Origin of the sequence: Methylobacterium sp. E-066 (genome assembly GCF_022829635.1) — a bacterium.
Taxonomy (GTDB): domain Bacteria; phylum Pseudomonadota; class Alphaproteobacteria; order Rhizobiales; family Beijerinckiaceae; genus Methylobacterium.
Window position 1 is genome coordinate 1 of record NZ_JAKSYO010000166.1, and the last position, 14,702, is coordinate 14,702.

13 protein-coding genes are annotated in these 14,702 nt (G+C 70.7%); 9 read left to right on the forward strand and 4 right to left on the reverse strand.

The window, feature by feature from the left end; genetic code table 11:
• Positions 1-238: 238 nt before the first annotated feature.
• A complete protein-coding gene (locus tag MKL20_RS22900) occupies positions 239-916 on the reverse strand; it encodes an aldolase (protein WP_244038602.1) in 678 nt (225 codons plus the stop codon).
• Positions 913-1,920: a LacI family DNA-binding transcriptional regulator gene (locus MKL20_RS22905; protein WP_244038603.1), complete on the reverse strand. Its 1,008-nt coding sequence runs from the start codon at positions 1,918-1,920 to the stop codon at positions 913-915. The genes MKL20_RS22900 and MKL20_RS22905 overlap by 4 nt, the downstream gene beginning before the upstream one ends.
• A 348-nt stretch (positions 1,921-2,268) precedes the next feature.
• Between MKL20_RS22905 and MKL20_RS22910 the strand changes: the two genes are divergently transcribed.
• From MKL20_RS22910 to denD, 5 genes are all read left to right on the forward strand, one after another.
• Positions 2,269-3,588, forward strand: a complete 1,320-nt coding sequence (locus tag MKL20_RS22910) for an MFS transporter (RefSeq protein ID WP_244038604.1) — start codon at positions 2,269-2,271, stop codon at positions 3,586-3,588.
• A gap of 191 nt (positions 3,589-3,779) precedes the next feature.
• Positions 3,780-4,694, forward strand: coding sequence for an L-threonate dehydrogenase (gene ltnD / locus MKL20_RS22915; RefSeq protein ID WP_244038605.1), 915 nt, complete (start codon positions 3,780-3,782; stop codon positions 4,692-4,694).
• Positions 4,695-4,924: 230 nt separating this feature from the next.
• Positions 4,925-5,707, forward strand: coding sequence for a 2-oxo-tetronate isomerase (gene otnI, locus MKL20_RS22920; protein ID WP_244038606.1), 783 nt, complete (start codon positions 4,925-4,927; stop codon positions 5,705-5,707).
• The gene (gene otnK / locus MKL20_RS22925) at positions 5,704-6,978 is read left to right on the forward strand and encodes a 3-oxo-tetronate kinase (RefSeq protein WP_244038607.1); all 1,275 of its coding nucleotides are present in this window, start codon (positions 5,704-5,706) and stop codon (positions 6,976-6,978) included. The genes otnI and otnK overlap by 4 nt, the downstream gene beginning before the upstream one ends.
• A gap of 27 nt (positions 6,979-7,005) precedes the next feature.
• A complete protein-coding gene (denD, locus tag MKL20_RS22930) occupies positions 7,006-7,983 on the forward strand; it encodes a D-erythronate dehydrogenase (protein ID WP_244038608.1) in 978 nt (325 codons plus the stop codon).
• Positions 7,984-8,087: 104 nt separating this feature from the next.
• On the opposite strand, the gene MKL20_RS22935 is transcribed toward denD, so the two are convergent.
• Both MKL20_RS22935 and MKL20_RS22940 read right to left on the reverse strand, forming a co-directional pair.
• Positions 8,088-8,489, reverse strand: coding sequence for a type II toxin-antitoxin system VapC family toxin (locus MKL20_RS22935; protein WP_244038609.1), 402 nt, complete (start codon positions 8,487-8,489; stop codon positions 8,088-8,090).
• Entirely contained in the window at positions 8,489-8,728 is a 240-nt protein-coding gene (locus MKL20_RS22940; RefSeq protein WP_244038610.1) for a type II toxin-antitoxin system VapB family antitoxin, read from the reverse strand. The genes MKL20_RS22935 and MKL20_RS22940 overlap by 1 nt, the downstream gene beginning before the upstream one ends.
• A gap of 87 nt (positions 8,729-8,815) precedes the next feature.
• On the opposite strand from MKL20_RS22940, the gene recQ reads away from it, so the two are divergent.
• The 4 genes from recQ to MKL20_RS22960 all read left to right on the forward strand — a co-directional run bounded on the left by recQ (position 8,816) and on the right by MKL20_RS22960 (position 14,699).
• On the forward strand, positions 8,816-10,657 hold the full coding sequence (gene recQ / locus MKL20_RS22945) for a DNA helicase RecQ (protein ID WP_244038611.1): 1,842 nt from the start codon (positions 8,816-8,818) through the stop codon (positions 10,655-10,657).
• Between the two features lie 225 nt (positions 10,658-10,882).
• Positions 10,883-12,016 carry a hydrolase gene (locus tag MKL20_RS22950; RefSeq protein WP_244038621.1) on the forward strand — a complete coding sequence of 378 codons (1,134 nt, stop codon included), beginning with the start codon at positions 10,883-10,885 and terminating at the stop codon, positions 12,014-12,016.
• 194 nt (positions 12,017-12,210) lie between these two features.
• Positions 12,211-14,436 carry a phosphoribosylformylglycinamidine synthase subunit PurL gene (gene purL, locus MKL20_RS22955; RefSeq protein WP_244038612.1) on the forward strand — a complete coding sequence of 742 codons (2,226 nt, stop codon included), beginning with the start codon at positions 12,211-12,213 and terminating at the stop codon, positions 14,434-14,436.
• A 26-nt stretch (positions 14,437-14,462) separates the two neighbouring features.
• Positions 14,463-14,699, forward strand: a complete 237-nt coding sequence (locus tag MKL20_RS22960) for a BolA family protein (RefSeq protein WP_007568343.1) — start codon at positions 14,463-14,465, stop codon at positions 14,697-14,699.
• The last annotated feature ends 3 nt before the right edge of the window (positions 14,700-14,702 follow it).

Sequence of the window (14,702 nt, forward strand, 5' to 3'; positions counted from 1 at the left end):
TATTACAACGAGATCAGACCCCACCAAGCCCTCGGCGGGATCTCGCCCAAGGCCTTCCTCGCAACCCTCACCCCCAACTGACCACCCCGCCCCGATCAGCGAATTTGTGAACCTGCACAATTGCGAGCGCAGCGAAGCAACCCAGCGTGGCGCCACGCTCGGCGATGGCGCGCTGCCCTGGGTCACTTCGCTGCGCGCGTGATGACGGTGCGGCGGAAGCCTTCGGCCGGAAGCTGCCTCACCCGTGATCATGCCCGGCATGGTCGTCCACCTCCGGCAGGGTCAGCCCGAAATGGCTGACGAGATCCGCCACCTGCCCGGGGCTGAGCTGCCGCGGGTTGAGGTTGCGAAGGAGCAAGTAAAGCTTGGCGGTCTCCTCCAGCTCCTCGGTGGCGAAGACCGCGGCCTCCAGGCTGTCGCCGGCCACCACCGGGCCGTGATTGGCGAGCAGCACCGAGCTGTACTTCCCCGCGAGCCCTCGGATCGCGTCCGCCACCGCGGGGTCGCCCGGGCGGTAATAGGGCACCAGCGCGGTGCCGCCGGTGCGCATCAGGTAATAGGGCGTCAGCGGCGGCAGCACTTGGCGCGGGTCGATCTCTGGCAGCATCGACACCGCCACCGCGTGGGTCGAGTGCAAATGCACGATCGCCTTGGCGCTCCCCCGACTCTCGTAGAGCGCCGTGTGCAGCGGGATCTCTTTCGTCGGCTTGTCGCCCGAGACCAGCCGGCCGTCCGCGTCCAGCCGCGAGATCCGGGCCGGGTCGAGGAAGCCCAGCGACGCGTTGGTCGGCGTCACCAGCCAGCCGCCGTCGGGCAGGCGCAGCGAGATGTTGCCGGACGAGCCCGGCGTCAGGCCGCGCTCGAACAGCGAGCGGCCATAGCGACAGATTTGTTCGCGCAACGCCGTCTCACTCATGCGGTCGCTCCCTCGATCAGCTCGAAGCCGAGATCAATGCGCTTGGGACCTTCGCCGATCAGGCTGGCGGCCGCCTGCCGGCCGATCTCCAGGCGCGGTGTGCGCACCGTCGACAGGGGCTGGGGCATCGCCGCCGCGAAGTCGAGCCCGTTGAAGCCGAACAGGGCGATCCGCCCCGGCACGCTCAAGCCCGCCGCCAGGCAGGCGAAGTAGCCACCGAGCGCCATGTCGTCGTTGGAGAAGTAGACCGCGTCGAGGTCCGGATGGCGCGCCAGCAGCGTCTCCAGCCCGGCCCGCCCGGAACCGGGCGAAGATGGCCCGGGTCTGATTTCTCTGCCGTGGAGCGACAAGCCGGCCTCGCCCAGGGCGGCCTCGAACCCGGCGAGGCGCTTGCCGGCGCGCAGGTCCACCTGCAAGTCGTGGCCGAGATAGGCGATGCGCCGATATCCGCGGGCCACGAGGTGCCGGGCGCTCGCCGCCCCCACCGCCCGGTTGGAGAAGCCGACCACGGCGTCGATCCCCGCCCCGTCCGTGTCGATCATCTCGACCACGCGCACGCCCCCGGCCTTCGCCAGGGCCACCGTCCCGGGATTGTGCTCCAGCCCGGTGAGCAGCAGCGCGGCCGGGCGCCACGACAGGAGCGCGGCGGCCAGGGCCTCCTCCCGGTCCGGGTCGTAGTCGCTCACCCCGATCACGCAGCGGATGCCCGCGGCGTCCAGGGCACCGGTCAGCCCGCGCAGCAGGTCGGGGAAGACCACGTTGGCGAGAGACGGCACGATCACCCCGGCGAGCTGCGCGCTCGCCCCCGGTCCCGCGAGGCTGCCGGCAAGGCGGTTCGGCACGTAGCCGAGCCGGGCCACGGCCTCCGCCACCCGCTCCCGGGCGCGCTTCGAAGAGGAGCCGTGGTTGCGCAGGACCCGCGAGACCGTGCTCTCGCCGACCCCCGCCTCGCGGGCGACGTCGGTGAGTGTCACGAGCCGCCCCGGCGGCTGGAATCCGTCCATCTCCCGGCCTTTTTTGTGACTGTGCCTCACCTCCCACCCACACCCTCATCCTGAGGTGCCCGCGTCAGCGGGCCTCGAAGGAGCACTCCAGATGTCGGCGTGGTCCCTGGAGGCCTCCTTCGAGGCCTCCGCTGCGCTACGGCACCTCAGGATCAGGGGGTTGGATCGGATGCAGGGCTCGCGTTCGGCGGCGCCTTACACCCCGACATAGCGTCCTGCATTATTCCGCACAACCGGATTGGCAGCGCTGCCAAAAGCCGCTACAGCCCCCGCCAGCGCCGCCGGAACGAGTGGTGAAGATCAGTATCCGTCCGCGCTTCGACGTGGTGCGGACCAGGGAGAACGCCGATGTCGGTTCAAGCCGCCCCGCTGCGGGGCGCTCCCCTCGCGGAGGAAAAGTCCTTCGTCGACCGGACCTACGCCAAGGTGTTCTGGCGCCTCGTGCCGTTCCTGATGCTCTGCTACGTGGTGGCGTATCTCGACCGGGTGAATGTCGGCTTCGCCAAGCTGCAGATGTCCCAGGAGCTGAAGTTCTCCGAGACGGTCTACGGCCTCGGCGCCGGCATTTTCTTTCTGGGCTACTTCCTGTTCGAGGTGCCGTCGAACGTGATCCTGCACCGGGTCGGCGCCCGGGTCTGGATCGCCCGGATCATGATCACCTGGGGGGTGATCTCCGGCGCCTTCGTGTTCGTGAACTCGGAATGGACCTTCTACGGGATGCGCTTCCTGCTCGGCCTGGCCGAGGCGGGCTTCTACCCGGGCGTGATCCTGTACACGACGCAGTGGTTTCCGGCCCATCGCCGGGCCAAGGTCATCGCGGTGTTCATGGCCGCGATCCCGATCTCGGGGATCTTCGGCAACCCGCTCTCCGGCTGGATCATGGACGCGTTCAACGGCGCCCAGGGCCTGTCCGGCTGGCAGTGGATGTTCCTGGTCGAGGCGGTTCCGGCGGTGCTGATCGGCGTCGCGGTGTTCCTCTATCTCGACAACCGCCCCGCCGAGGCCAAGTGGCTGACCGACGCCGAGAAGCAGGTCCTCGAGCGCGACATCGCCGCCGACAACCATGGCAAGGAATCGAGCCCGCACTCGATCGCGACCGTGTTCCGCAACGGCCGCGTGTGGTTCATGAGCCTGATCTACTTCGCCTTCGTCACCGGCCAGTACGGCCTGACCTTCTGGCTGCCGACGATCGTCAAGGCGTCCGGCGTGCAGGGCAACCTCAATATCGGCCTGATCAGCGCGATCCCGTTCCTGTGCGCGGCCGTCGTGATGGTCCTGCTGGGCTTGAGCGCCGACCGGATGCGTGAGCGCCGCTGGCACCTGATCATCCCGGCGCTCATCGGCGCCGTCGGCTTCGTGGTCTCGGCGAGCGCGGGCTCGACCACGATCGCCGTGGCGGCGCTCTCGGTGGCGGCGGCCGGCGTGCTGACCTGCTCGCCCCTGTTCTGGTCCCTGCCCACCGCCTTCCTGAGCGGCGCCGGCGCGGCGGCCGGCATCGCGCTGATCAACTCGGTGGGGAACCTCGCGGGCTTCGTCAGCCCCTACGTGATCGGGGCGCTACGCGACGCCACCGGCAGCACTGCCGCCGGCATGTACGCGCTCGCGGTGATGCTGGTGGTCGGCTCGGCCTGCGTGTTCGTGACCCCGGCCAAGATGGTCAACCGCTGAGGTTGGTCCCTCGACGCCCTCTCCTCCTCCTTGCGGGGAGGAGCCGGAGGTGGGGGTGGTTCCGGATGAGGCTCAGCGGTCCCTTCTGAGCCACCCCCACCCCTGCCCCCTCCCCGCAAGGGGGAGGGAAAAACGCGGTGCTTCAAACACTTGCTGCCGAATCTGTTACCTTAAAAGCAGGACCCAACCCGATGGCCACCACCACGCAGACAGGCCGCGCCGCGGTGATCGGCCTCGGCTCCATGGGCTCCGGCATGGCGGGCTCGCTGCTGCGGGCCGGTTTTTCCGTCGCCGCCTGCGACGTGAACCCGGAGGCCGTCGCGCGCTTCCGGGAGGCGGGCGGGACCGCCGCGGCCAACCCCGCGGAGGCCGCCGACGGCGCCGACGTGGTGGTGAGCGTGGTCGTCAACGCCGCCCAGACCGAGGCGGTGCTGTTCGGCGAGCATGGCGCCGCCGCGGCGATGCCCGAGGGCGCCGTCTTCGTCTCCTCGGCGACCATGGATCCGGCCGTCGCCCGCACGCTGGCGGCGCGGCTGGAGGCCACCGGCCGCCATTACCTCGACGCCCCGATGAGCGGCGGCGCCGCCCGCGCGGCCGATGGCGGCCTGACTTTCCTGGCCTCGGGTTCGCCCGCCGCCTTCGCCAAGGCCCGTCCCGCCCTCGATGCCATGGCGGGCACGCTCTACGAGCTCGGCGACGCGGCCGGCCAGGGCGCGGCCTTCAAGATGATCAACCAGCTGCTCGCCGGCGTGCACATCGCCGCCGCCTGCGAGGCGATGAGCTTTGCCGCCAAGCAGGGCCTCGACCTGGCCCGCGTCTACGAGGTGATCACCAAGTCGGCGGGCAATTCCTGGATGTTTGAGAACCGGGTGCCGCACATCCTCGACGCCGACTACGCGCCCAAGAGCGCGGTCGATATCTTCGTCAAGGATCTCGGCATCGTGCAGGACATGGCCCGGGCCGAGAAATACCCGGTCCCGGTGGCCGCGGCGGCGCTCCAGATGTTCTTGATGGCGTCGGGCGCCGGCATGGGCCGGGACGACGATGCCTCCGTGGCGCGGCTCTACGCGCAGGTCTCGGGCGCCAAGCTGCCGGGGCAGGCATGAGGGGCGCCGTTGACAGGATCAACGCCGATCCCACCCATCCCCTCATCCTGAGGTGCCCGGCGATCGAAGAGCGCTGGGCCTCGAAGGAGGGCTCCAGCCGGCCGCGCGATCCCTGGAGGGCTCCTTCGAGGCGGCTTCGCCGCACCTCAGGATGAGGGCGTGGGTGGGATGACGCTCTGCCGAGCAGATTGAACGGGTGCCGAGAGACGAGTCGAGAAAGTCCCAAAACAATGCCGCGCTTTGCCGCCAATCTCAGCCTGATGTTCAACGAGGTGCCGTTCCTCGACCGATTCGACGCGGCGGCCCGGGCCGGGTTCGACGCCGTCGAGTTCCTGTTTCCCTATGAGCACCCGCCCGAGGCTATCGCCGAGCGGCTGCGGGCGAACGGCCTGACCCAGGCGCTGTTCAACCTGCCCCCGGGGGATTTCGCCAAGGGCGAGCGCGGCTTGGCGGCGTTGCCTGAACGTTTGGATGAGCTGAAGGCGGGCGTCGATACGGCGCTGCGTTACGCCGAGGCAACCGGCGTCGCCCGGCTTCACCTGATGGCGGGCCTCGCCCCGCACGATGACGCCAAAGCCGCGGAGGCCTATCGCCGGGCGGTGACCTGGACGGCGGAGCGCCTGGGTGCGGCCGGGCTCGACCTCGTGCTCGAGCCGATCAATGCTCGCAACATGCCGGGCTACTTCTTGAACGACTTCGGCCGGGCGGCGGATCTCATCCATGAGCTGGCGCTGCCGAATCTGAAGCTGCAGTTCGACCTCTACCATTGCCAGATCCTGCACGGCGACGTGACCATGCGGCTGCGCGCGCTGATGCCGATCGTCGGCCATGTCCAGACCGCGAGCGTGCCGGAGCGGCACGAGCCCGGCACCGGCGAGATGAACGACGCGTTCCTGTTCGACGAGCTGGACCGGCTCGGCTACGCCGGCTTCGTCGGCTGCGAGTATATCCCGGCCGCCGACACCGTGGCCGGCCTCGGCTGGCTCACCGCCTACAGAGGGAGAGCCCGATGAGCCTCGCACTCGGATGCGTCGCCGACGATTACACGGGCGCCTCGGACCTCGCCAACACCCTGACCAAGGCGGGCCTGCGCACGATCCAGACCATTGGCGTGCCGGAGGATGACCGTGCCCTGCCGGAGGCCGACGCGGTGGTGGTGGCGCTCAAGAGCCGCTCCATTCCCGCCGACGAAGCCGTGGCACGGTCCCGCGAGGCTGAAGCCTGGCTGCGGGCCCGGGGTGCGGCCCACGTGATGTTCAAGGTCTGCTCGACCTTCGATTCCACCGACGCCGGCAATATCGGCCCGGTGATGGACGCCCTGCGGGAGGCGGCCGGCGAGCGCATCGCGCTCGTCACCCCCGCCTTCCCGGAGACGGGACGCAGCGTCTACCAGGGCAACCTGTTCGTCGGCTCGGTGCCGCTGAACGAGAGCCCGCTCAAGGACCACCCGCTCAACCCGATGCGCGACGCCAACCTGGTGCGCGTGCTCGCGCGCCAGAGCACCGCCGCGGTCGGCCTCGTGGACACCGCCACGGTCGCCCGCGGCGCCGAGGCGGTGGCGGCCCGGCTCGACGCCCTGACGTCCGAGGGCAAGCAGGCGGCGATCGCGGACGCGATCTTCGACAGCGACCTCGAAACCCTCGGCCGGGCGATCATCGCGAGGAAATTCTCGGTGGGCGCCTCGGGGCTCGGCCTCGGCCTCGCCCGCGCCCTCGTCGCCGACGGGCGCGGCACCCGGGATGCGGCCGGCGCGGCCATGGGCGAGCCGGTCGGCGGGGCCGCGGCCTGCCTCGCGGGCAGCTGCTCGCAGGCGACCCTCCAGCAGATCGCCGCCGCGGAGGCGCAGATGCCGGTGCTGCGCCTCGATACCGCAGCCCTGCTCGCCGGCGCCGACGCGGTGGGTGAGGCGCTGGCCTTCGCCGAGAAGAACCTGGCCGCCGGCCCGGTGCTGATCGCCTCCTCGGCGACCCCCGAGGCGGTGCGCGCCCTCCAGGCCCAGCACGGGGTCGATGCGGTCGGCCACGCCATCGAGGCTGCGCTGGCGGCCATCGCCGAGGGGCTCGTCGCCCGCGGCGTGCGCCGGCTCGTGGTGGCCGGGGGCGAGACCTCGGGCGCCGTGGTCGACCGGCTGGGGCTCCGGGCGTTCCTGCTCGGCCCCGAGATCGCCGCCGGCGTGCCGATCCTGCGGACCGCCGGGCGGCCCGAGCCGATGCTGCTCGCCCTGAAATCCGGCAATTTCGGCGGCCCGGATTTTTTCGGGCGCGCCCTGGACATGATGGCCTGACCGCCGCCAGCAGATAAGAGGTTACCCATGCACGCCCTGATTCTCGGCGCCGCCGGCATGATCGGCCGCCGCCTCGTCGATGCCCTGGTCGCGGACGGCACGGTCGGCGGCGCGCCGCTCACCGCCCTCACCCTGCTCGATGTGGTGCCGCCGACCGCCCCGACGGGTTTCTCCGGCCCGGTGAAGGCCGAGGCCGCGGATCTCACCGCCCCCGGCGCCGCCGATTCCGCCATCGCCGATCGCCCGGGGGTGATCTTCCACCTCGCCGCGGTGGTCTCGGGCGAGGCCGAGGCCAACCTGGAGCTGGGCTACCGGGTCAACCTCGACGGCACGCGGCTGCTGCTCGACGCGATCCGCCGGGCCAACGCTGCCGACGGCTACCGGCCGAAGCTGGTCTTCACCTCGTCGCTGGCGGTGTTCGGGCCGCCCTTCCCGAAGGTGATCCCGGACGACTTCATCCTGCGCCCGGCCTCCTCGTACGGCGTCCAGAAGGCGATGGGCGAGCTGATGCTCGCCGACTACGCGCGCCGCGGCTTCCTCGACGGGATCGGCCTGCGCCTGCCGACCATCTGCGTGCGTCCGGGCAAGCCCAACAAGGCGGCTTCGGGTTTCTTCTCCGGGATCATCCGCGAGCCGCTGGCCGGCCAGGAGGCGGTGCTGCCGGTCCCCGAGACGGTGCGCCACTGGTTCGCCAGCCCCGCCGCCGCTGTGGGTTTTCTGGTCCACGCGGCCGGGCTCGACCTCGCGGCCATCGGCCCGCGGATCAGCCTGACCATGCCGGGCGTCTCGGCCACCGTGGCCGAGGAGATCGAGTCTTTGCGGCGCGTAGCGGGCGATAAGGCCGTGACGCTGATCCGGCGCGAGCCGGACGCCGCCATCGCCCGGATCGTCGGCTCCTGGCCGGAGGCGTTCGAGCCGGAAGCGGCCCTCGCGCTCGGCTTCCGGGCGGACGCCTCCTTCGACGCGATTGTGGCGCAGCATGTGGCGGAGTTCCACGCCGGCTGAAGGCTCATCCCGAGCGGCGGCCGCCGGCTTTCGGGAAAAATGATGTGCCAGCAAGGCCTTCGGGCAGCGTCTTGGATCCGGGATGCAGGACGCTGGCCGAGGGCTCAGGCCAGGGCGGACCGGATATCGGTCTGCGGGAAATCGTCGCCGACGAATAGCAGCGGTACGCCGTGGACCTGCGCGCAGGCATAGGCGAAGCAGTCGCCGAGGTTCAGCCGGGCCGGGTGGCGGCCTTTGCCGAACCGGGCGTGGGCCGCGGTGGCGAGCTGCGCCTCGACGCCGGTGATCGGGACCAGGGCCAGGCCCGTCGCTTCCAGGAAGCTGTTCACGACGGCCTCGGCAACTTTCGGCTCGATCTTCTGAATGCGGGCGACGGCGAGAACCGCCTCATAGATCGCCACACCGCTCTTCAGGCGCACGGCTGAGTCGCGCAGGCGATCCAGCAGGGCACGGTGCCCCGGCTCCTTGACCAGGATCGCCACGATGGCCGAGGCATCGACGAACATCACTCGTCGTTCAGGCTGTCGTAGAACGCCTTGTCCGCCTTGAGACCGGTGCTTGGATAGGCAGCGAGCTCGTCCTGGATCTGCTTGATCCGCTCCATGAACGCATCGCTCTCGCGATTCTGCCGCTCCAGCTCGTTCGTGAGCGCGATCCGCACCGCCTCGGTCTTGCTCACCCCGGCCCGCGAGGCCAGTTTCTCCGCGAGTTGGTTCACCTCTTCGCTGCGGATGTTGAGCGGCATGACCGTCCCCGTGTAGAGATCCGAAAGGCTAGTGTCTCGACACGGGCGCCGCAAGCCGCGCGCCGCCACCCCGAAACAAGGATCCCGATGACCCGCCTCGACGAGGCCCGCGCCGCGCTGAAGAAGACCTTCGGGTACGAGGATTTCCGTCCCGGGCAGGACGAGGTGATCGGCGCGGTTCTGGACGGCGAAGACGTGTTCGCCGTGATGCCCACGGGCTCGGGCAAGTCGATGACCTACCAGCTGCCGGCGCTCATCGATTCGGGGCTGACCGTGGTGGTCTCGCCCCTGATCGCGCTGATGCACGACCAGGTCCAGCAGATGCGCAGCGTCGGCGTCGAGGCCGCCACCCTCAACTCCTCCGTGGCGGAGGCGGAGTCGCGCGAGACCTGGCGCAGCCTGCGGTCCGGGGAGTTGCGGCTGCTGTTCGTCTCCCCCGAGCGCCTGCTGATGGAGGGCTGCATCGAGGCCCTGCGCGGGGTCGGGGTCCGGCGGCTGGCGGTCGACGAGGCCCATTGCGTCTCGCAATGGGGGCACGATTTCCGCCCGGAATACCGGGAGATCGCCCGGGCCCGGCAGGCGCTCGGCAACGTCCAGACCCTGGCGCTGACCGCCACCGCCGATGCCGCCACCCGGGCCGAGATCGCCGAGCGGCTGTTCCCGCAGGGGCGCGGGCCAAAGATCTTCGTCCACTCGTTCGACCGGCCGAACATCCGTCTGACCTTCCAGCCCAAGGACAACCCGGCCCGGCAGATCGAGCGGTTCCTGAAGCACCGAAGGGCGGAGAGCGGGATCATCTACTGCTCCTCGCGCAAGCGCGTCGAGCAACTGGCCGAGACCCTCAAGAAGGACGGGTTCGACGCCCTGCCCTACCATGCCGGCCTCGACCAGGGCACGCGGATGCGCAACCAGGACCGGTTCCTCCAGGAGGACGGGGTGGTGATGACTGCGACGATCGCCTTCGGCATGGGCATCAACAAGCCCGACGTGCGCTTCGTCTGCCACGCCGACATGCCCAACAACGTCGAGGGCTACTACCAGGAGATCGGCCGCGCCGGCCGCGACGGGCTGCCGGCCGACACGCTGACCCTCTACGGCCTCGACGACATGGCTTTGCGCCGCCGCCAGATCGACGAGAAGGAGATCTCCGACGAGCGCCGCCGGGTCGAGCGGCGCAAGCTCGAGGCGATGATCTCCTTGTGCGAGGGTGCCACCTGCCGGCGCCAGTCGCTGCTCGCCTATTTCGGCGAGGCGAGCGAGCCCTGCGGCCGCTGCGACCTCTGCCGCGGCGGCGTCACCCTGGTGGACGGGACCGTGGCGGCGCAGAAGATCCTCTCGGCGATCGTGCGCACCGGCCAGCGCTTCGGCGCGGCCTATATCTGCGACGTGGTCCACGGCAAGGAGAGCGAGCAGGTCCGCCGCAACGGCCACACCAGCCTCAAGACCTTCGGGGTCGGCGCCGACAAGCCGGTGGCCGCCTGGCGGGCGATCCTGCGCCAGCTCTTCGCCGCCGGGGCGATCGCCGAGAATGCCGACGGCTATGGCGGCCTGTCCATGACCGAGAAGGGCGAGGCAATCCTGTTCGGCCGCGAGCCGGTCAAGCTCCGCCCCGATCCGGAGCCGAAGACCGAATCTCGCGAGCGCCGCCGCACCGCTCCGCGGGAGGAGGGCGAGATCGCACTGTCCGAGACCGACGAGGCGCTGTTCCAGCACCTGCGCGGCCTGCGCGCCACCCTGGCCCGGGCCGAGGGCATCGCCGCCTTCATGGTGTTCCCGGACCGGACCCTGATCGAGATGGCCCGCCAGAAGCCCGTCGACCTCTGGGCCCTGCGCGCGGTCCACGGGGTCGGCGAGCGCAAGCGCGAGGCCTATGGCGAGAAGTTCGTGGCGGCGATCAGCGAGTTTCTGGCCGAGCCGCCGGCGGCGTGAGCCTGCCGCCTCGGCGGCCGGTCCGGCGCGAGCCCCAAGCCTCAAGCCTCAAGCAGTTTCACCCTCGGCGCGCCCGGCCGCTTCCTGTAGGCAAGCCGCCACCTCGAATCGATCGGACTCGTCATTTCGACACGCATCCCCGTCGCCGACGCACCGGCCCAGCACACATCCGCAAAGCCGGACGGTGACGCGCCGCGGACGCTGACCTCCCGCATTGTGTTCTACATGCCGGGCTTCGATCCGCGCGATCCGGAGACCTACTGGGGCCTGTTCCGCCGCGAGGCCCGGTTCACCGCCGCGCGCCGGGGCGCCGCGATCGTGGTCGGCGATCCGGTCCGCTCGGCGGACGGGCTCGAACTCGCCTGGACGGCGGAGTCGCGCGGGGTCTCGACCCGCTACGTCCTGCTGCGCTGGGAGGACATCGTCCGCGCCCGCTTCCCGCAATCCGACTGGACGCGGCTTCGGGGCGTCCCGGCCCTGCTCTGGCGGCTGTGGCGGACGGGCTATAGGGCGAACCTGAACCGGGAGGGCTGGCGCTTCTCCACGGTGATCTTCTGTGTCCACTACATCTACATCGTCCTCGCCCTCCTCAGCCTCGCCGCCGCCGGGGGCCTCGCCGCCCTGGCGCCGGGCGCGTTCCAACCCTGGAGCCTGCTGGCGGTGCCGCCCCTCGCCTACGCGATCTTGGCCGGGCTGATCCGGGCGACCCGCGGCAAGCCGCTCTACGTGCCCCACCTCGTGGACGACACCGCTTTCACACATGCCTATGCGGCCGGCGAGGCGCCCGAGATGGAGCCGCGGCTCGACGCCTTCGCGGCGCGCATCCATGCCGCCGAGGGCGAGGCCGACGAGGTGGTGGTGGTCGGCCATTCCTCGTCGAGCTTCCTCGGCATCGAGGTGCTCGACCGGGTGCTCGCCCGCGATCCCGGCTTCGGCCGCCGCGGAACGCCGATCTCGTTCGTGAGCATCGGCAGCGTCATCCCCTGGCTCGGCCTCGACCCGGCCGCCGAAAAATTCCGCGCCAGCCTCCTGCGCTTCGGGCGGGCTACGCAGATCGGCTGGCTCGACGTGCGCGCAACCTGGGACTGGCTCTCGATCCACAAGAACAACCCGATCGCCGCCTGCGGCCTCACGCCCCCCGATCCCGCCCGTCCGTCCGTGCGCTGGGTGGCGATCCACGAACTGATCACCAGCGCCGATGTCGGCCGGCGCCAGTGGAACCTGTTCCAGATGCACTTCCAGCTGCTCATGGCGAGCCAGCGCGACAGCGGCTTCGACTATCTCGACGTGGTCACCGGGCCGGAGCCGGTGCACGCGCTCGTCGCCTGCTGCCGAGAGGACGGCGAGCCCGGCCTCTAGCGCCGCGGCCTCGCCATCCGCTCGGCTGTACGGATCCGTCCGAGCTGCCCCCCGGCCCCCTGCCCCGCGCCGGCGGATGTTGCCAGCGCGGGCGCTTCCGCTTTAGAGCCGGGGCAGCCTGAGATCTCAGCCCGGTTCGGGTTCGCCGCGGTACGCGTCCTCCGGGACGGACCGCTCTCTGCCGAGACCTTCGCATGTTCCGCAACGACGTTCCGATCACCCCCGAGCTCGTGGCCCAGCACGGCCTCACGCCGGAGGAGTACGAGCGCTTCCGCGGCCTGATCGGGCGCGACCCGACGCTCACCGAGCTCGGCATCGTCTCGGCGATGTGGAACGAGCACTGCTCGTACAAGTCCTCGCGCAAGCATCTGCGCGGGCTGCCGACCTCGGGCCCTCACGTGATCCAGGGCCCGGGCGAGAATGCCGGCGTCATCGATATCGGCGACGGGCTGGCCTGCGTCTTCAAGATGGAGAGCCACAACCACCCGAGCTACATCGAGCCCTACCAGGGCGCGGCGACCGGCGTCGGCGGCATCCTGCGCGACGTGTTCACCATGGGCGCGCGGCCGATCGCGGCGCTCAACGCCCTGCGCTTCGGCTCCCCCGAGCACCCGCGGACCCGCGGCCTGGTCTCGGGCGTGGTGGCCGGCGTCGGCGGCTACGGCAATTCCTTCGGCGTGCCGACCGTCGGCGGCCTGACCGGCTTCCACCGGCGCTACGACGGCAACATCCTGGTCAACGCCATGGCGGTGGGGCTCGCCCGCACCGACGCGATCTTCTACGCGGCCGCCACCGGGGTGGGGAACCCGATCGTCTATCTCGGCTCCAAGACCGGCCGCGACGGCATCCACGGCGCCACCATGGCGTCGGCGGAGTTCGACGAGGCTTCCGAATCGAAGCGCCCGACCGTGCAGGTCGGCGACCCCTTCGCCGAGAAGCTGCTGCTGGAGGCCTGCCTCGAGCTGATGGCCTCGGGCGCGGTGATCGCCATCCAGGACATGGGCGCGGCGGGGCTGACCTGCTCGGCCGTCGAGATGGGCGCCAAGGGCGACCTCGGCGTCGAGCTCGACATTGAGAAGGTGCCGGCCCGGGAGGCCGGCATGACCCCCTACGAGATGATGCTCTCCGAGAGCCAGGAGCGCATGCTCATGGTGCTCAAGCCCGGCATGGAGGCGGAGGCGGAAAGCATCTTCGTCAAGTGGGGCCTCGACTTCGCGGTGATCGGCCGGACCACCGACACGCTGCGCTTCGTGGTCAAGTGGCACGGCGAGACTGTGGCCGACCTGCCGATCAAGGAGCTCGGCGACGAGGCGCCGCTCTACGACCGGCCGCACCTGGCCAACACCCACCAGCCGGTGCTCGCCGCCGCCGCGGTGCCGGCACCGGCCTCCCTCACCGACGCCCTCAAGCGCCTCGTCGGCTCGCCCGACCTCGCCTCGAAGCGCTGGGTCTACGAGCAGTATGATCACTTCATCCTCGGCAACACCGTGCAGAAGCCCGGCGGCGACGCCGCCATCGTGCGCGTCGAGGACGGCCCGAAGGGCCTCGCGCTGACCTGCGACGTCACCCCGCGCTATTGCGAGGCCGACCCGGTCGAGGGCGGCCGGCAGGCGGTGGCCGAGGCGTGGCGCAACATCACCGCGGTGGGCGCCCGCCCGCTCGCCATCACCGACAACCTCAACTTCGGCAACCCGGAGAAGCCCGAGGTGATGGGCCAGCTCGTCGGCTGCCTCCAGGGCATCGGCGAGGCCTGCCGGGCGCTCGACTTCCCGGTCGTGTCGGGCAACGTCTCGCTCTACAACGAGACCAACGGCGTCGGCATCCTGCCGACCCCGACCATCGGCGGCGTCGGCGTGCTCGACGACGTGGAGCGTCACGCCACCATCGCCCTCAAGCGCGAGGGCGACGTGCTGGTGCTGGTCGGCTCCGGCGAGGGCTGGCTCGGCCAGTCGGCCTATCTGGCGGTGATCGAGGGCCGGGAAGAGGGCGCGCCGCCGCCGGTGGATCTCTCGCTCGAGCGCCGCAACGGCGATTTCGTGCGCGGGCTGATCACCGCGGGGGTCGTCGACACCGTCCACGACCTGTCCGACGGCGGCCTCGCGGTGGCGCTCGCCGAGATGGCGATGGCCGGCGGCATCGGCGCCGCCCTGCCGGAGGTGCCGGTGGATCTGCCGGCCCACGCCTACCTGTTCGGCGAGGACCAGGGCCGCTACCTGCTGGCATGCGACGCCGAGGCGGCCACCGACCTGCTCTACAGCGCCTCGGCCCAGGGCATCGACGCCGCCGTGGTCGGGGTCACCGGCTCCGACCGTTTGACCCTGCCGGGCGGCGAGACCATATCGCTGTCCGAGCTGCGTGCGGCCCACGAGGGCTGGCTGCCCACCTACATGGCGAGCCAGCCGGCCGCGCCGGCCGCCTGAACCCCCTTACGCCCAGGAGTTTTCCGATGCCGATGGATGCGGGCGAGATCGAGCGCATGATCCGCGAAGCGCTGCCCGACGCGCAGGTCGAGATCCGAGATCTCGCCGGCGACGGCGACCATTACGCGGCCACCGTCCTGTCCGCCGCCTTCAAGGGCAAGACCCGGGTCGCCCAGCACCAGATGGTCTATGGCGCCCTCCAGGGCCGGATGGGTGGCGTGTTGCACGCCCTTGCGCTGACCACAGGCGTCCCTCAGGATTAGCGC